The sequence below is a fragment of the Enterobacter sp. Ap-867 genome, from assembly GCF_011752855.1.
In the GTDB taxonomy this organism is placed as follows: domain Bacteria; phylum Pseudomonadota; class Gammaproteobacteria; order Enterobacterales; family Enterobacteriaceae; genus Cedecea.
The window spans coordinates 91,406-108,423 of the sequence record NZ_VWWS01000003.1 but is presented as its reverse complement, the minus strand read 5'-3'; the positions used below and the strand labels follow the sequence as shown (position 1 = coordinate 108,423).

At 55.7% G+C, this 17,018-nt stretch carries 19 protein-coding genes; 7 read left to right on the top strand and 12 right to left on the bottom strand.

What is annotated here, in order from left to right:
- Positions 1–449: 449 nt before the first annotated feature.
- The 4 genes from rne to F3J26_RS10925 all read left to right on the top strand — a co-directional run bounded on the left by rne (position 450) and on the right by F3J26_RS10925 (position 4,812).
- The gene (rne, locus tag F3J26_RS10940; protein ID WP_166993754.1) at positions 450–3,752 is read left to right on the top strand and encodes a ribonuclease E; all 3,303 of its coding nucleotides are present in this window, start codon (positions 450–452) and stop codon (positions 3,750–3,752) included.
- 175 nt (positions 3,753–3,927) lie between these two features.
- A complete protein-coding gene (locus F3J26_RS10935) occupies positions 3,928–4,257 on the top strand; it encodes a TehB family protein (protein WP_166993752.1) in 330 nt (109 codons plus the stop codon).
- Between the two features lie 16 nt (positions 4,258–4,273).
- A complete protein-coding gene (locus F3J26_RS10930) occupies positions 4,274–4,624 on the top strand; it encodes a TehB family protein (protein ID WP_008453478.1) in 351 nt (116 codons plus the stop codon).
- 5 nt (positions 4,625–4,629) lie between these two features.
- Positions 4,630–4,812, top strand: a complete 183-nt coding sequence (locus tag F3J26_RS10925; protein WP_008453480.1) for a DUF1869 domain-containing protein — start codon at positions 4,630–4,632, stop codon at positions 4,810–4,812.
- Between the two features lie 86 nt (positions 4,813–4,898).
- On the opposite strand, the gene flgL is transcribed toward F3J26_RS10925, so the two are convergent.
- The 11 genes from flgL to flgB all read right to left on the bottom strand — a co-directional run bounded on the left by flgL (position 4,899) and on the right by flgB (position 14,811).
- The gene (gene flgL / locus F3J26_RS10920) at positions 4,899–5,867 is read right to left on the bottom strand and encodes a flagellar hook-associated protein FlgL (protein ID WP_166993750.1); all 969 of its coding nucleotides are present in this window, start codon (positions 5,865–5,867) and stop codon (positions 4,899–4,901) included.
- Positions 5,868–5,881: 14 nt separating this feature from the next.
- Complete coding sequence (flgK, locus tag F3J26_RS10915; RefSeq protein WP_008453485.1) at positions 5,882–7,537, bottom strand: flagellar hook-associated protein FlgK; 1,656 nt, start codon at positions 7,535–7,537, stop codon at positions 5,882–5,884.
- 75 nt (positions 7,538–7,612) lie between these two features.
- Positions 7,613–8,557, bottom strand: coding sequence for a flagellar assembly peptidoglycan hydrolase FlgJ (gene flgJ, locus F3J26_RS10910; RefSeq protein ID WP_008453487.1), 945 nt, complete (start codon positions 8,555–8,557; stop codon positions 7,613–7,615).
- Complete coding sequence (locus F3J26_RS10905) at positions 8,557–9,654, bottom strand: flagellar basal body P-ring protein FlgI (protein ID WP_008453489.1); 1,098 nt, start codon at positions 9,652–9,654, stop codon at positions 8,557–8,559. The genes flgJ and F3J26_RS10905 overlap by 1 nt, the downstream gene beginning before the upstream one ends.
- 11 nt (positions 9,655–9,665) lie before the next feature.
- A complete protein-coding gene (locus tag F3J26_RS10900; protein WP_085938871.1) occupies positions 9,666–10,361 on the bottom strand; it encodes a flagellar basal body L-ring protein FlgH in 696 nt (231 codons plus the stop codon).
- A 55-nt stretch (positions 10,362–10,416) separates the two neighbouring features.
- On the bottom strand, positions 10,417–11,199 hold the full coding sequence (flgG, locus tag F3J26_RS10895) for a flagellar basal-body rod protein FlgG (RefSeq protein WP_039291854.1): 783 nt from the start codon (positions 11,197–11,199) through the stop codon (positions 10,417–10,419).
- A 30-nt stretch (positions 11,200–11,229) separates the two neighbouring features.
- Positions 11,230–11,985 (bottom strand): flagellar basal body rod protein FlgF, encoded by a 756-nt coding sequence (locus F3J26_RS10890; protein ID WP_166993748.1) that lies wholly within the window; start codon positions 11,983–11,985, stop codon positions 11,230–11,232.
- Positions 11,986–12,005: 20 nt separating this feature from the next.
- Positions 12,006–13,256 (bottom strand): flagellar hook protein FlgE, encoded by a 1,251-nt coding sequence (flgE, locus tag F3J26_RS10885; RefSeq protein WP_008453497.1) that lies wholly within the window; start codon positions 13,254–13,256, stop codon positions 12,006–12,008.
- A 26-nt stretch (positions 13,257–13,282) separates the two neighbouring features.
- A complete protein-coding gene (gene flgD, locus F3J26_RS10880) occupies positions 13,283–13,981 on the bottom strand; it encodes a flagellar hook assembly protein FlgD (RefSeq protein WP_008453498.1) in 699 nt (232 codons plus the stop codon).
- A gap of 11 nt (positions 13,982–13,992) precedes the next feature.
- Positions 13,993–14,397: a flagellar basal body rod protein FlgC gene (gene flgC / locus F3J26_RS10875; protein ID WP_008453499.1), complete on the bottom strand. Its 405-nt coding sequence runs from the start codon at positions 14,395–14,397 to the stop codon at positions 13,993–13,995.
- 3 nt (positions 14,398–14,400) lie between these two features.
- On the bottom strand, positions 14,401–14,811 hold the full coding sequence (gene flgB, locus F3J26_RS10870; protein ID WP_008453500.1) for a flagellar basal body rod protein FlgB: 411 nt from the start codon (positions 14,809–14,811) through the stop codon (positions 14,401–14,403).
- A 159-nt stretch (positions 14,812–14,970) separates the two neighbouring features.
- Here flgB and flgA point away from each other — a divergent pair, with 159 nt between their 5' ends.
- The 3 genes from flgA to flgN all read left to right on the top strand — a co-directional run bounded on the left by flgA (position 14,971) and on the right by flgN (position 16,447).
- Entirely contained in the window at positions 14,971–15,630 is a 660-nt protein-coding gene (gene flgA / locus F3J26_RS10865; protein WP_008453501.1) for a flagellar basal body P-ring formation chaperone FlgA, read from the top strand.
- A gap of 95 nt (positions 15,631–15,725) precedes the next feature.
- Positions 15,726–16,019: a flagellar biosynthesis anti-sigma factor FlgM gene (gene flgM / locus F3J26_RS10860; RefSeq protein WP_039291844.1), complete on the top strand. Its 294-nt coding sequence runs from the start codon at positions 15,726–15,728 to the stop codon at positions 16,017–16,019.
- Positions 16,020–16,021: 2 nt separating this feature from the next.
- The gene (flgN, locus tag F3J26_RS10855; protein ID WP_008453503.1) at positions 16,022–16,447 is read left to right on the top strand and encodes a flagella biosynthesis chaperone FlgN; all 426 of its coding nucleotides are present in this window, start codon (positions 16,022–16,024) and stop codon (positions 16,445–16,447) included.
- A 54-nt stretch (positions 16,448–16,501) separates the two neighbouring features.
- Here the strand turns inward: flgN and F3J26_RS10850 are convergent, their stop codons facing one another.
- Positions 16,502–16,984 (bottom strand): cold shock domain-containing protein, encoded by a 483-nt coding sequence (locus tag F3J26_RS10850; RefSeq protein ID WP_008453505.1) that lies wholly within the window; start codon positions 16,982–16,984, stop codon positions 16,502–16,504.
- Positions 16,985–17,018: the final 34 nt, after the last annotated feature.

Here is a 17,018-nt window from a genome sequence, read left to right as displayed (position 1 = left end):
AAAATAGCGGTTAAAAAACTGTAAGAAACAGGGCGCTAATAGCAAAAGTCATCTTGCTATAACAAGGTTAGCAGTGGAATAATGTTGCGGTTTTCCGTGTTGAATCTTGTTAGAACAAGAAAGTTTGCGGAATACCCATTTTGCCTGAACGTCCATCCACGCAGCAATGGCGTAAGACGTATTGTACTTTCAGGCAGTTAGCGGGCTGCGGGTTGCAGCCTGACCGGTAATATGGAATCAACTCTTAAGAAATATTCTAAGGTTATTCCCACGATAATTGCGCTGTATTTCCGTATGAAATACAGGCAACCGACACTTTGCGCCTCTCAGCAAACGACAACCGTGAGGTTGGCGACACGCGTTTAGTCACGAGGCCATCGGTTCACTCCCGGTTAGCGTCACCATGCCCGCAGCTCTGTCGCCAATGTAAGAATAATGAGTAAGTTACGATGAAAAGAATGTTAATTAACGCAACTCAGCAAGAAGAGTTGCGTGTCGCCCTTGTAGATGGGCAACGTCTGTACGATCTGGATATTGAAAGCCCAGGGCACGAACAGAAAAAAGCAAACATCTATAAAGGCAAAATCACCCGTATTGAACCAAGTCTGGAAGCGGCGTTTGTTGATTATGGCGCAGAAAGACACGGTTTCCTCCCTCTGAAAGAGATCGCTCGCGAATACTTCCCTTCGAACTACGCTTCCCACGGTCGCCCAAACATTAAAGATGTTCTGCGCGAAGGCCAGGAAGTGATCGTCCAGATTGATAAAGAAGAACGCGGTAACAAAGGCGCAGCCTTAACCACCTTTATCAGCCTTGCAGGCAGCTATCTGGTTCTGATGCCAAACAACCCTCGCGCCGGCGGCATTTCTCGTCGTATCGAAGGTGATGACCGTACCGAATTAAAAGAAGCGCTTTCTTCCCTTGAACTGCCGGACGGTATGGGTCTTATCGTACGTACCGCGGGTGTGGGCAAATCTGCAGAAGCGCTGCAGTGGGATCTGAGCTTCCGCCTGAAGCACTGGGAAGCCATTCAGAAAGCCGCTGAAAACCGCCCTGCTCCTTTCCTGATTCACCAGGAGAGCAACGTTATTGTTCGCGCCTTCCGCGACTACCTGCGCCAGGACATCGGCGAAATCCTGATAGACAACCCGAAAGTGCTTGAGCTGGCTCGCCAGCACATCGCTGCTCTGGGTCGCCCGGATTTCAGCAGCAAAATTAAGCTCTACACCGGTGAAATTCCGCTGTTCAGCCACTACCAGATTGAGTCGCAGATTGAGTCCGCCTTCCAGCGCGAAGTCCGTCTGCCGTCCGGCGGTTCTATCGTTATTGATACTACCGAGGCCTTGACCGCCATCGACATCAACTCCGCGCGTGCAACCCGCGGCGGCGACATCGAAGAAACCGCTTTCAACACTAACCTTGAGGCGGCCGATGAAATTGCCCGTCAGCTGCGCCTGCGTGATCTCGGCGGCCTGATCGTTATCGACTTCATCGATATGACGCCGGTTCGCCACCAGCGCGCGGTTGAAAACCGCCTGCGTGAAGCCGTGCGTCAAGACAGAGCCCGCATCCAGATCAGCCATATCTCACGTTTCGGCCTGCTGGAAATGTCGCGTCAGCGTCTGAGCCCTTCTCTTGGCGAGTCCAGCCACCACGTCTGCCCTCGCTGTAGCGGTACCGGCACCATTCGCGATAACGAATCCCTGTCGCTCTCCATTCTGCGTCTGATTGAAGAAGAAGCGCTGAAGGAGAACACCAAAGAAGTTCACGCCATTGTTCCTGTGCCAATCGCCTCTTACCTGCTGAACGAAAAACGTGATGCAGTAAGCGCCATTGAGAAACGCCAGGGCGGCGTGCGCGCGATTATCGTGCCAAACGATCAGATGGAAACCCCGCACTACTCCGTACTGCGCGTGCGTAAAGGCGAAGAAACCCAGACGCTGAGCTACATGCTGCCTAAGCTGCATGAAGAAGAGATGGCGGTGCCGTCTGACGAAGAGTACACCGAGCGTAAGCGCCCTGAGCAGCCTGCACTGGCCACCTTTGTCATGCCAGAGGTGCCACCTGCGCCACAGGAAACCACGGCGGAGAAACCTGCTGTTGTCGCCGCAAAACCAGCCGCTCAGCCAAAAGCTGATGCCGCTGCACAGCCGGGCCTGGTTAGCCGCTTCTTCTCTGCACTGAAAAAACTCTTCGCCGGCGACACCTCTGCCGCTGAAGTGAAAGAAGTGAAGGAAGAGAAAGCGACCGACGCTGAAAATAAGCGTCAGGATCGACGTAACAATAACCGCCGTCAGAACAACCGCCGCGATCGTGGCGATCGCAATGACCGTGGGGACCGTAACAACCGCGATCGCGACAACCGTGACAATCGCAACAGCCGCGATGACCGCAACAATGAAGCCCGTGAAGCTCGCGAACCGCGTGAAGGTCGTGACGACAATCGTCGCAACCGTCGTAACGGTCAACAGCAAAATGCGGAAGTTCGTGAATCACGCCAGAACGTTGTTGCTGCCGTTGACGATGCTGAAAAACAGCAGAAGTCCCGTGACGAGCAACAGCCACGTCGCGAGCGTAACCGCCGTCGCTCTGATGAAAAACGTCAGGCACAGCAGGAAGTCAAAGCACTGCAGCAGGACAATGTTGTCGAGCAGGATGCCGAGCGGGAAGAACGCACTCAGGTTATGCAGCGCCGTAAACCGCGCCAGCTGAACCAGAAAGTTCGCTTTGAATCTGCCGATGTTCCTGCAGTAGAAGAAACTCAGGTTGTACAGGCCAGCACCGAGCAGGCACCGATTGCACTGCCTGCGGTTGTAGAAGCGCCGGTAAATGCAGAACAGCAGGATGATAACGGTGAAAACCGCGATACTGCCGGTATGCCGCGTCGTTCACGTCGCTCTCCTCGTCACCTGCGTGTCAGCGGCCAGCGCCGTCGTCGCTATCGTGATGAGCGTTACCCGGCGGTATCCCCGATGCCACTGGCAGCAGCATGCGCCTCTCCAGAGCTGGCATCCGGGAAAGTGTTCATCACCTACCCTGTTGCCCGTCCACACGATCAGCTTGCTCAGGAAGAGGCGTTCCAGGCTCACGAAGACGTTCAGCACGTTAACGTCGCTGAGGCTGCAGCAGTAGAAGCCCCTGTTGAAGACGGCCTGGTCATCGAGCCGGTGAAAGCGGTGGAAACCGTTATTGAACCTGCCGTGGTGGAAACAGCTCATCCAGAAGTGATTGAAGCACCGGTGGCTGAACAGTCGGAGCCGGTTGCCGAAGTGGATGAAGCGCCTGTCGCAGAGATCGTGGCACAGGTTTCGCCTGCAGAGGAAGAAACTGCTCAGGCGATCGCAGAAGTCAGCGAACCAGCGCCGGTAGCGGCAGAAGCTCCAGCGATTGAAGAAGCTCCAGCGGTTGAAGAGGCTCCAGCGGTTGAAGAGGCTCCAGCGATTGAAGAGGCTCCAGCGGTTGAAGAAGCGCCGGTTGCAGTAGTTGAAGAGGTAAAACCTGTTGTGGAAGCAGCGCCTGTGGTTGAAGCAGCGCCTGTGACGCCGGAGGTTAACACCGAATCTTCTGTTGCCGCTAAGCACGCCACGGCGCCAATGACCCGCGCTCCGGCTCCGGAATACACGCCTGAAGCGCCTCGCCAAAGCGACTGGGTTCGCCCGGACTTCGGCTTCAGCGGGAAAGGCTCTGCCGGCGGGCACAGCGCCAGCCACCAGGCTACAGCGCCAGCCACTCGCCCACAAAGCGTGGAGTAATCTTCAGCGCTAAGTCAAAAGCCGGTCACCTGACCGGCTTTTTTATTTCCCCAGTCTGATCGATAAGCGAAACAATCGCCAACCAATAAGATGCATTTAAAATGCACTTTATGATAAACGCTGTGGCTAATTGTATGATGTAATGCTTGCAGAACTTATTGAGGAGAAACGCACTATGCTCCCTGTACCGCAGAACTGCATTCACACCCGCTCTTCTCCCTTCTGGGATAAAAACTCCGCCCCCGCGGGCCTGTTTCAGCGACATCTCGATAAAGATACGCGCCCCGGCGTGTACCCTCGCCTGAGCGTCATGCAAGGGAAGGTTCGCTACCTGGGCTATGCCGATGCCACCTCGCCAGAGCCAGAAACAGAACTGATTGTTGAAGCAGGTCACTTCGGCGTATTCCCGCCAGAGAAATGGCATCACCTCGAGCTGCTCACCGACGACGCCGTCTTTAACATCGACTTTTTTGTCGCCCCGGAAGTGCTCCGCTCCATGTCATGACAGAAGGAATCTAATTATGCTGACTATTCCCAAAAACTATCTACATACCCGCGCCACGCCGTTCTGGACTAAAGAGACCGCCCCTGCCGCTTTATTTACCCACCACAACACCAAAGCGGGCGTCTTTGGCCGCCTCTCAGTGATGCAGGGCGCAGTGAAATATTTTGGTTTTCCCGACGCCGATTCAACAACACCTGACGTGGAAATCGTTATTGAGGCAGGCGCCTTTGCCATTTCTCCGCCGCAGAAGTGGCACCGCATTGAGTTGCTGACCGACGACACTTATTTCAATATCGACTTCTTCGCCTCTCCTGAAGCAAAACTGGAAGGCAACGGCCTGGGTAAAGTGGTCAACAGCCAGAGGTAATCATGATGGGCAAAGCAACTTATACCGTCAGCGTCACCAACAACAGTAACGGCGTCTCGGTCGATTATGAGACCGAAACGCCAATGACGCTGCTGATCCCGGACGTCGCTGCCGAAGTGGTCAAAGAGCTGGTCAACACCGTCCGCGCTTATGACACGGAAGATGAACACGAAGTTTGCGGCTGGTGAAATGCACAAAAAAAAGCCCGCTCCGGGGTGCGGAAGCGGGCATATAAAGCGCGTTCAGTTTCATCACGCGCCCAAAACGTTGAAGGCTATCGGCTGTTAAGCTGGAACAGTGACATGCCTTGCAAATCGGTGAAGACTTTATAAGAAGCCTGTAGCGCAGCCTGCTGCTGAACATAGTTAGAGACAGTTGCCGTCCAGTCGGCGCCGACCAGCTGACTCATCTGGTCAGTTTGCGCCAGCGCTCTTTCATTACCGAGGTCATCCAGCTTGCTCAGCTCATTAAGCTGGGTACCTAACTCAGCGCGCACGGTGGACACATTGCTCAGGGCATTGCTCAGCCCACGGTTTGTTTTCGCGACGGCCGCATCAAGGGCTTTCTTACCTGCGTCGTCCAACCCGGTCGTTGGCGTTTTCAAGGCCGCGATAGCAGAGTCCAGCATATTAAAGATGTTGGTCTCGCTCGGCGAGCCATCGGGCTCCGGCGTGGCGTTACTTGAGATGCGATTGAAAACATCATTGCCGGTATGCCCAATTGTCATGGTTCGGGAGGTATCAACCTGTTGGGTAATCGGGAGCGTTCCGCCCTGATAGGTGATGCTACCTGCCCCACCGGTGAACGGTGCTGCTTCAGTTTTATAACCGGCAAAAATATAACGACCGTTCCCGTCGGTACTGTTCGCCAGGTTCAGTATTTGGTTGCGAATACCTTCGAGATCGGTTGCCAGCGAGGCACGGTCGTCATCACTCAACGTTCCGCTGCTGGCAGCATAAACAACTTTCTCCTGGGCACTTTGTATTGAAGAGACCGTTTGCTGCAAAACGCTCTCTTCCAGCGAAACCTTCTGCGTCGCAAAGGTACGCGCCAGTTTGTACTGGTCGTTCATCGACTGAGCCTGGGAAAGCACCACCGCCTGAGACGCTGCAACAGGATCGTCTGATGGCCGGTTAACGCGGTTACCGGTGCTCATCTGCTCGCCATAACTCAGCCATAAACTCTGCGCGTCGCTAATGCCGCGCATGTTCTGGTCATATAACATTTGGGTACTGATACGCATGACGCTGGCTCCCGTTAGCGAATGTTCAGCAACGCATCAAACAACGATGATGCAGTCTGAAGGACCTGGGCGTTAGCCATATAGTACTGCTGGTAACGCTGCAGGTTGCCATACTCTTCATCGAGGCTAACCCCCGAGATAGATTGCTGCTGCTTGGTGAGCTGCGTCACCACATTCCCCTGAGTCGTACTAGTCACTTTCAGGCTTGCCGTTTTGTTACCCACGTCGCTGACCAGAGTGGCATACGCATCGTTGAACGACTTGTTGCCTTCGACCTGCTTAGAGTTCTGCAGATCCAACATGGCCTGAGCGTTACGGTTATCGCTCTTGCCGGCGGTAGGATCGCTTGCCAGCGCCAGTTTCGACTCATCTTTCACGGCCAGACTCATGTTCACTACCGCGTCGGATACCGGTTTAACGGTAAAGCTCTCGTTGTTGGCAGGCGTGCCGCTCACGCCAACTTTCAGCCCGTCAAAGTTCAGGCTGACGTTGCCGCTTGCGTCCGTTGTCGCGCCGGGGTTAATGTTGGCGTTGTCCGACAGACGGGTCACTTTCCAGTTTCCGCCCACAAACTCAACCTTATAATCACTGGCCTGAATCTGCTTGCTGTCGGTGGTGGTCGCGGTGAGCTGCGTGCCGCTGGTATTGCGGCTGTTGCTCAGGACTGTTGGGCCACCGACGGTAAACAGGTTGGTGCCTTTGTCGCCGTTGGCATCATAGCCCTGGGTGTGCTGGCTGTTCATGGCCGTCGCAAAGGCCTGAGCCATCTGGCCCAGACGGTTACGAGCGCTGTCCAAATCCTGAGTACGGAAGGTAAACAGCCCACCCAGAGAACCTGTATTCAGCTGGCTTTCTGGAATTTCCACTTTACCGGCAATCGGATCGACAAAAGCGACTGTCGTACGGGAAGGATCGGCGCTGGAGTTAACCGCCGCCAGTTGGTTAGCCGTGTCGCCCTGCACCAGGCTAATACCATTGCCGATTGATACGTTGTACGTACCACCATCCTGCACGCTGACGTCTACGCCAACAATTTGGTTTAGCTGGCTAACGAGCTGATCGCGCTGATCCAGCAGGTCATTTGGCGCTGAACCCGCGCCCACACCTTTCAGGCGTGAGATCTGGTCGTTCAGATTCGCAATTTGCTTAGCGTAGGTGTTGATTTGGTCCACGCTGCTGCTGATCGACAGGTTAACCTGCTTGTCCTGATCGCGCAGGTACTGGTCGGTGACCTTAAACTGGTTTACCAGACCATCCGCTTTGCCCAGCAGCGCCTGACGAGCCGCAGGATCCTGAGCATTACTGGTCAGCGTCTGCAGGCCGGAGAAGAAATCCTGCATGGTTTTTGACAGCGAGTTGGTCGTCCCGGACAGAATGTTGTCGATTTTTGACATCTGCTGATACTGGGTTGTCAGCCCGCTGCTTTGCGTCTGGGCCGCACGCAGCTGGTTAGTGATAAAGGAGTCGTACTCACGCTGCACGCCGTTGACATACACGCCATTGCCAATATAGCCGCCGCCGGTCAGGGTGCTTTTTGACTGGGACAGAATCGTCGTCTGGCGGGTATAACCGCTTACGTTATAGTTCGAAATGTTATTGCCGACGGTGCTTAATGCCGCCTGGGCAGCACTCAGGCCACTCATGGCGCTGTTAATCAGGCTATTGGACATGAAGGTTCCTTGATAGCGTGTGGTCAAAGGTTCTGCTACCTATTATCGGCAGCAGGCCACGGGACTTGAGTCTCTTCAGAACAAATTCGACAAATCAGTGCTGTAGGCTTTGGAAACCTTGTCGCTCATGGCTTTCAGCTGCTGGATCATGCCGGTCAACTTACGTGCGTAGTTTGGATCCGTGGCATAACCGGCGTTTTGCAGCGCCTGAGCACCCTGCTCTGCTGAAGACGCATTCGTCACGGCAGCATAGCGCGGGTTTTTCGTCAGCAAGCCAACGTAGTCAGAAAGCGCTTCCAGGTAAGAGCTGTAAACGCGGAACTTCGCTTTCACCTTCTTCGCCTCACCGTTTTCAAATTCGGTGGTGGTGATTTCCGTCGTCGCCCCTTTCCAGCCCGGCGTTGCCTTAACGCCGAACAGGTTGAAGCTCGGTTCCCCTTTTTCGGTGCGGATCTGACGCTGGCCCCAGCCGGACTCCAGCGCGGCCTGCGCCAGAATCAGGTGGTGCGGAATGCCGCTGGCCTCACTGGCCAGACGCGCCGGCAGCGAAAGCTGCGCCAGGAAGTCTTTGCTGTCTCCGCTCATCGGCTCTTCATTAGAAGGCGCGCGAGGCACGGCCTGACGCACCATTTGCGTTAGCGTCTGGTTCTGGTAGCTGGTGACCGTTTGCGGGTCGAGTTTCATCGGTACCTGACCTGCCGTTTCCGATGGCTCGACCTGCTCGTTACTCATTTGCTTAACCATCGCATCCGCCAGCCCCAGCCCTTTCGCACTCAGTTGTTGGGCTATCTGCTGGTCATACATGCTGGTGTACATCCGCGTGGACTCGCTGCTGAACAGACCGTCTTTCGGCAGCGCCTCACGCATGCTTTTCAGCATCATCTGCACGAACATCCCTTCCACCTGATGAGCCACCTCTTTCAGGTTGCCCTTAGGATCTTGTCCGGCCTTCGCCTTTAAATCATTGAGCGAGTTGGCGTCAAACGCGGCATTGGCAAGTGAACGGGCGTCAGTCAGCATTAGATGATTTCCAGTTTTGCACGCAGGCAGCCTGCGCTTTGCATGGATTGCAGGATAGACATCAGATCGATAGGCGTGGCCCCCAGCGCATTTAACGCACGGACGACATTATTCAGGTTGGCGCTGGAATTAACGCGCTGTACCGAGCCACCGCTCTGACGTAGGTCGATCTGCGTTTGCGGCGTCACCACGGTCTGGCCGCCGCCAAATGGCGTATTCGGCTGGCTGACCTGATTCTGACGATTTACGGTCACCGACAGGTTCCCCTGCGCAACGGCGCAGTTATCCAGCGTCACTTCGCGGTTCATCACCACGGAACCCGTGCGAGAGTTGATCACCACGCGCGCATCCTGCACCGGCATACTCACTTCAAGGTTTTGGATATCCGCCAGCAGACGAACCTGAGAGCTACCGCCGCTTGGCACGCGGATCTGGATCGTACGGCCATCCAGCGCTGTTGCGCTGCCGAAGCCACGGGAGCGGTTAATGGTGTCGGTGATCCGCTGGGCCAGGCTGAAGTCATCATCGTTAAGCTGCAGGTTGAGGGTGTTGCCGTTGCCGAAAGTCCCGGCCAGCTCACGCTCTACGACCGCGCCGCCGGTGATACGCCCGCCGTTAAGCTGGTTCACCTGCACGCTGCTGCCACCGGCAGCAGCGCCCGCACCGCCCACCAGCACGTTACCCTGCGCCAGGGCATAAACCTGATTATCCACGCCTTTGAGCGGCGTCATTAAGAGAGTCCCGCCGCGTAGGCTCTTCGCATTACCCATGGACGAAACAACAACATCAATGTTTTGCCCTGCTCGCGCGAACGCCGGGTATTTTGCCGTCACCATCACCGCTGCCACGTTTTTCAGCTGCATATTGGTGCCGGTCGGTACGGTAATACCCAGTTGGGAAAGCATGTTGTTCAGGCTTTGGGTGGTAAACGGCGTTTGCGTCGTCTGGTCACCGGTGCCGTCCAGCCCAACCACCAGGCCATAGCCAATCAGGGAGTTTTCACGCACGCCCTGCACGGTGGTCAGATCGCGAATGCGGTCAGCTGATGCATAAGCCGCTGTCAGCAGCACAACCAACCCGAATAAATATTTCACCATGGTACCCTCGCTTACATCGGCGATACGTTAAGGAAGAAGCGCTGCAGCCAGCCCATATTCTGCGCTTCATTAATGTAGCCGTTACCGACATACTCAATTCGGGCATCCGCCACCTGGGTCGACGCAACGGTGTTGCTGCCGCTGATGGTGCGCGGGTTCACTACGCCAGAGAAGCGGATAAACTCCGTCCCCTGGTTGATGGCAATCTGTTTCTCACCTACGACGTGCAGGTTTCCGTTGGCCAGCACCTGATCGACCGTCACCGTCAGCGTGCCGCTGAAGGTGTTGCTGGCGTTGGCGCCGCCTTTACCGTTAAAGCCATTGCTGCCGGAAGCGCTCAGGTCAGCTTTCCCTCCTCCCAATAGCCCCGAAGCAAAAGTCGGGACCGTGTCGAAGCCGAGGGCCGATTTTCCATCGCGGCTGGCGTTCGCCGAGGAGCTCTTACTGGCGCTGACGTTTTCCTGAAGCTGGATGGTCAGAGTATCGCCGATATTACGTGGACGACGGTCTTCAAACAGCGGCTGATAGCCGTAGTTCATCGGCTGTGCGGTCTGGAATATTGATCCGTTAATCGTTGGCGAAGGACCAGGCACCGGCTGCGCGGTCGTGGCCCCTTCAACCAGCGGTTTACTAGGCACTAAGGCGCAGCCGCTTACGGCAAACACCAGACTCAGGAGAACAGGACGGAGCACCATTGGGTTTTGCATTGCTTTCATCTTCAGGTCACGGCAGCCGACGCGCTTTCACGCGTCGGCAAACGCCTTACATTTGCGTCAGTTTTTGCAGCATCTGGTCGGTGGTGCTGACCGCTTTGCTGTTGATTTCGTAAGCGCGCTGAACCTGGATCATGTTTACCAGCTCTTCAGCAACGTTTACGTTTGAGGTCTCAACATAGCCCTGGTAGAGCAGACCTGCGCCGTTCAATCCCGGCGTGGAATCGTTTGGCGCACCGGATGCCTGCGTTTCGGTGTAAAGGTTTTCACCAATACTTTCCAGGCCGGTATCGTTCATAAAGGTCGTCAGGTTCAGCTGCCCTACCTGCACCGGCGCGGTCTGCCCTTGCAGAGTTGCGCTCACCACACCGTCACGCCCGATAGTCAAGCTCAGCGCGTTTGCCGGTACGGTAATCGCAGGCTGCACCTGGAAACCGCCCGCCGTCACCAGCTGTCCATTTTGGTCAACCTGGAAAGAACCGTCGCGCGTATAGGCGGCGGTACCGTCCGGCAGCAGAACCTGGAAGAAACCTTCGCCTTTGATGGCCACATCTTTGCTGTTGTCCGTTTTAGACAGGTTGCCCTGGCTGTGCAGACGCTCGGTGGCCACCGGACGAACGCCGGTCCCGATCTGTAAACCGGACGGCAGCGTCGTCTGCTCAGAAGACTGAGCCCCCGGCTGGCGAATGGTTTGATAAAGCAAATCTTCAAACACGGCGCGTTGACGCTTGAAACCATTGGTGGAGACGTTTGCCAGGTTGTTGGCAATCACATCCATATTGGTTTGCTGTGCATCAAGGCCCGTTTTGGCGATCCATAAAGAATTGATCATGTTTGAATCCTGTAATAAGTAAGCCGGGCGTTAGGTCATTTGCAGCAGCGTGTTAGCGCGCTGTTCGTTTTCATCAACGTTGGCGATAACTTTCATCTGCATCTCAAAACGACGGGCGTTGGCGATCATATCCGCCATCGCCTCTGCCGGTTTGACGTTGCTGCCTTCCAGTACGCCGGACATCACCTTAATCGTTGGGTCGGCCTGCGCGATGGCACCGCGTGTCGCCTGGGCGGCGGGGGTCAAACGAAACAGCCCGTCATCCCCGCGCACCACCTCCTGCTGCGTGGCTTTCACCAGCTTCAGTCGGCCAATCGGCGCCACGGTATTTGGCGGGTCGCCCGGGTTCAGCGCGGAGATAGTTCCGTCCGCGGCGATGGTAAGCTGCGAACCTTCCGGCACCGCAATCGGGCCACCTTCACCGATAACGGGCCGGCCACCAATGGTCAACTGACCGGCAGGGCTGACCTGAATGTTACCGTTGCGGGTATAGCCTTCTCCGCCGTCCTGCGTCTGCACCGCCAGCCAGCCATCCTGCTGCATAGCAACGTCCATCGGGCGCGAGGTGTAGTCCAGCTGACCAGGCGTCATATCAGCCCCTGGCGTTGAGGCAATCACCAGGGTACGAGTTGGCAGAGAAAGCCCTTCCACCGGGACAGCACGCAAAGCATTAAGCTGCGCGCGGAAGCCCGGTGTGGAAGCGTTCGCCATGTTGCTCGCCGTGACTGACTGTTGATTCAGCGTCTGGCTGGCAGCGCCCATGGCGGTGTAGATTGCATGATCCATTAAGCCGTCCCTTCAGGCGCTTAGCGCAGGTTAACCAGGGTGTTGAGGATCTGGTCCTGGGTTTTGATGGTCTGCGCGTTCGACTGATAGTTACGCTGCGCGACGATCATGTTGACCAGTTCTTTACTCAGATCCACGTTCGAAGACTCCAGCGCGCCGCTGGTCAGGGTTCCGAAGTTACCGGTGCCCGCCAGGCCCAGCAACGCAACACCGGAAGAGTTGCTTGCGGTCCAGACGTTATCGCCCTGGGACTGCAAACCTTCAGGGTTCGCAAAGTTGGACAGCACGATTTGCCCCAGAAGCTGGGTCTGCTCGTTGGAGTAGTTCCCGACCACGGTGCCATCGTCGTTAATCTGATAAGACGTCAGGTCACCCGGCTTGTAGCCGTTCTGGTTGGTCGCCACGATGTTGTTAGACCCGGTGTTCTGCTGCATGGAGTTCTGGAAGCTCAGCGCGAAGGTCGCAGGTGTCGCGCCGTTGGTGACGCCGGTGGTCACGTTGATGCTGGTTGGCAGCGTGTTCGGGTTTGGAATCGGATCGGCGGCATTGGCAGTAATCCCCTGCAGGTTGCCGTTGTTGTCGAAACGCATAAACCCGGCGGACGTTGCCGTAGAACCCGCTACGGAAGAGTCTTTGGTGTAAACCTGCCAGGCGTTATCCGCGCTCTTAACGTAGTAAACATCCATACCATGGGCGTTACCCTGGCTGTCATAAACGGTGACCGTGCCCTTCTTGTTGTAGCTGTTCGCATTGGTAGGATCGAACGGCGTTACGGTCGGGATCTTATCGGTAGAGTTCAGGTTGATCTGCTGGGACGCAGTGGTGGTGGTCTTCGCCGGCATCAGCGTGTTCGGGATCGACAAGCCTACCGGGTTGGCGCCCTGTTGAATGGTTGGCGGTGTGCCGGTTGCCGGGTAACCGGTCAGCTGCAGGCCCTGCATGTTCACCAGGTTACGGTTTTCATCCAGCTTGAACTGGCCGTTACGGCTATAAAATACCGAGCCGGAGCTGTCTACCAGGCGGAAGAAGCCGTTCTGGCTGATAGCGACGTCCAGGCCACGACCGGTCCCGGTGGTAGTCCCGTCGCCAAAGTTCTGGGTCACGCCCGCGACTTTAACGCCCAGACCCACTTTAGAGCCTGCGAACATATCGGCAAAAGAGACCGAACCTGATTTAAAACCATAGGTGGCGGAGTTGGCAATGTTGTTACCAATCACGTCCAGGTTGGTGGCCGCAGCATTTAAGCCGCTGACCGCTTGAGAAAACGCCATGTCTTACTCCTGCTTAGGTTATAGGCTTAAATAATTTGCCTGATTGCATCGAGGGTCGTAGAACCGTAGGTCCCGAGATCCAGTTTGAGGCCATCTTTGCCGTTGATAACACCGCTCACCATAGCGAAGCCCAGCGGCTGAGCCACCAGCTGTGTCCCGCCATTCGTGGCGTTGATCGCCACGGTATAAGAGCCGTCCGGCACGTTGGTGCCGTCGTTGGCGCTGCCGTCCCAGGTAAAGGTATGCACCCCGGCACTCAGTCCACCAATCTCGATAGTACGCACCACTTTGCCGTCTTTATCGGAGATGGTGGCCGTGACTTTGTCCGCCGCCTGCTGCAGCTCGACGCCAAACGGCGTGGTGCTGATGGTGTTGGTTTTTGAATCGGTCCCCGCCAGGATTTTGTTGCCCGGGATCATGACGCCATGGCCAATCAGGGCGCTGGCCTGCAGAGACTGGTTCTGGTTGATCTGGCCGGAGACGGAACCCAGCGTGGTGTTAAGTTTTTCGATGCCGCTAACGGTACTGATCTGCGCCAGCTGCGTGGTCAGTTCGTTGTTCTGCATCGGGTTGGTCGGATCCTGGTTTTTTAACTGCGCCACCAGCAGGGTCAGAAAACTCCCCTGCAGGTCTGCGGCGCTGTTGCCGGTCAGGCTGTTTTTCGATGCACCAGCCGTAGGATCAACATTGTTAGTCGGATCGTTCACTTTGACTGCAATGGACATATAGGCTCCTGTTACTGACCGAGAGTGAGCGTTTTCATCATCATGCCCTTCACGGTGTTGAGCACTTCGACGTTGGCCTGATAGCTACGGGAGGCGGACATGCTGTTGACCATCTCCCCGACCACATCAACGTTTGGCATACGCACGTAGCCGCGCGCGTCCGCAAGCGGGTTACCCGGCTGGAAAACCAGCTTGTCCGGCGCATCGCTCTCAATCACTTTGGTCACTTTAACGCCACCGGTCGCCGCGCCAGGGGCTGCATCCACCTGGAAAACGACCTGTTTTGCGCGGTAAGGCTGACCGTCTGGTCCGGTGACGCTGTCGGCATTGGCGAGGTTACTTGCTGCCACGTTCATGCGTTTGGACTGGGCCGTCATAGCCGAACCGGCGATGTCGAAAATATTGAGTAAGGCCATCGATTATCCCTGTAGCACCGACATCATGCTTTTGATTTGCCCGCCAAGCACCGTGAGGTTTGTTTGGTAATTCAGGCTGTTATCGGCAAACTGCGTACGTTCACGGTCCATATCGACGGTGTTACCGTCCATGGCGGGCTGGTCAGGTACGCGGTAAAGGAGATCGAGCGACGGAGTGGAGTGGGTTTCTGCCGGGATATGGCGTGCCGAAGTGAGCGCCAGAGACATGCCGCCTCCTTCAACGCGTCCGCGCTCCATCACTTTTTTCATTTCACTGGCAAAGTCGATATCGCGCGCCTGAAAGCCCGGCGTGTCGGCATTGGCGATATTCGCGGCCAGAATCTCTTGGCGCTGAGCACGCAAATTAAGCGCTTCTTGCTGAAATCGCAGTGCGGCGTCCAGTTTATCGAGCATGCTTCCTCCATGGTCCATAGAATTAGGAATCGTCCGAAAGCTTAAATCCCCTTACGCGTACGCGATGGGTGGAATAAACGCAAAATACGTCGCTATTTATCGCCTTGATCAAAACGACTCGCGGTTAAAATCACCGCAATCTGAATACGGAGAAGCGCGATGAGAAGTCTGAAAATCTTGAGCGGTATAGCCAGTTTGCTGTTCGGTCAGTTGGCTATGGCGAGCGCACTCGATCAGCCGCTGACTGAGTATTTTCAACAGCGACTGGCGGGGATCAGCGATGACGTCAGCGTCAAGGTGAAAACGCCAGAGGCTCAGCTTCCAGCCTGCCCTCAGCCAGAATTCTCAACGCCCGGCAATGCCAAACTGTGGGGCAACGTTAGCGTCATGGCCCGCTGCGGCAGCGACAAACGGTTTATCCAGGTTCAGGTGATTGCCACGGGCCAGTATGTGGTTGCCAGCCGCCCTATTTCCCGTGGTGCAAGGATCGATGCCAGTAGCGTGCAGTTAACCCAGGGGCGCCTTGACCAACTGCCGCCACGGACTATGCTGGATCTCGGCCAGGCGACGGACGCCGTTTCACTTCGGGATATTGCCCCCGGGCAGCCGGTGATTCAGACGATGGTACGCCAGGCCTGGCGAGTAAAAGCCGGTCAGCAGGTTCAGGTGATTGCCTCCGGCGAAGGCTTTAGCGTCAACGGAGAAGGCAAAGCGTTGAATAACGCCGCCGTCGCGCAAAATGCCCGCGTTCGCATGTCCTCAGGGCAGGTGGTGAGCGGGACGGTGGATGCTGATGGGAATATTCTGATTAATCTATAATCTTTTTAAAGATTCCGCGGCGACTGCCGATAGTACTATCAACAAATGATACTGACTGGCTCTTACGCCGCGAGCCCCTCGATGAGGAGAGAACAATGAGCATTGATCGCACGTCGCCACTGAAACCGGTAAGCACTGTTCAACCACGTGAAACCAGCGATCCACAGACGCTGAAAAGCCGTCTTGAAAAATCCACTACCGCCAACAGCACCAGCGTAAAGCTGAGTGATGCGCAGGCCAAACTGATGCAGCCCGGCACCGGCGATATCAACATGGAACGCGTTGAAGCGCTGAAGACGGCCATTCGTAACGGCGACCTGAAGATGGATACCGGCAAGATCGCCGACGCGCTGATCCAGGAAGCCCAAAGCTATTTGTCGAGTAAATAACGGTGAGTCGTCTGTTAGAAGTGCTGGACCAAATGACCGCAGTGCTGAATTCACTGAAAGAGGTGATGGACGCTGAACAGCTGCAGCTTTCCGCAGGCCAGATAAACAGCAATGCGCTGCAACGTATAACTGAAGATAAAAGCTCGCTGCTGGCTACGCTGGATTACCTGGAACAACAGCGTCGCGCGGAACAAAACGCCGGGGCGGTCACCAGCCTGGACGTTAGCCAGCGCTGGCAGACGATCACGCAAAAAACCCTGCACCTGCGGGACATTAATCAGCATAACGGTTGGTTGCTGGAAGACCAGATGGCCCGCAATGAGCAGGCTATTGCCGTGTTAAAACCGCATCAGGCACCGGACTTCTATGGCGCCGATGGGCAGGCAACGGCGCAGGGCAGCCGCGGCGGCAAAAAAATCACGATCTGATTCTCCTCGCCAATGAAAACAGCTGGTCAACGCTCTCCTTGACCAGCTGCTTGCTTATTTCAGCGATTTCAAGACTTTTACCGTCGCCTCAATATCAATCTCATCCTCTGAGAACAGATGTGTTTCGCCCTGGAAGGTGGTCACGGCCAGTTTTTTCACCGTGCGCATTTCCCCTTCTTTTTTCTCTGCCTTCGGGCGAATGCTGTTCATCAGCAACCCAACCGACAGCACCGCATTTTCTTTATCAATCTTCCCGTCCGCGGGCTCTTCTTCGCTGTACACCACGAAAGATTTGATCGAGGTGATTTTAAGCCGCTCGCCCGCAATAAACAGATGCTTGCTCTCAGGCTCCACTTTCACAGCAAACGCCGACAGCCCTTTATTATTGGTTCCCGGCTCGAAGGTCACCGACGCGTCCTTTTTGATAAGTTCCGGGTTGGCGACTTTAATCACGTGGAAATAACGGTTTTCACCGTTTTCATCTTTGATAAATCCGAAGCCCTTCTCTTCGAACCAGGTTGTGATTATTCCTCTCATCGCTCTGTCACCTAATTAACCTTTCAACATATAA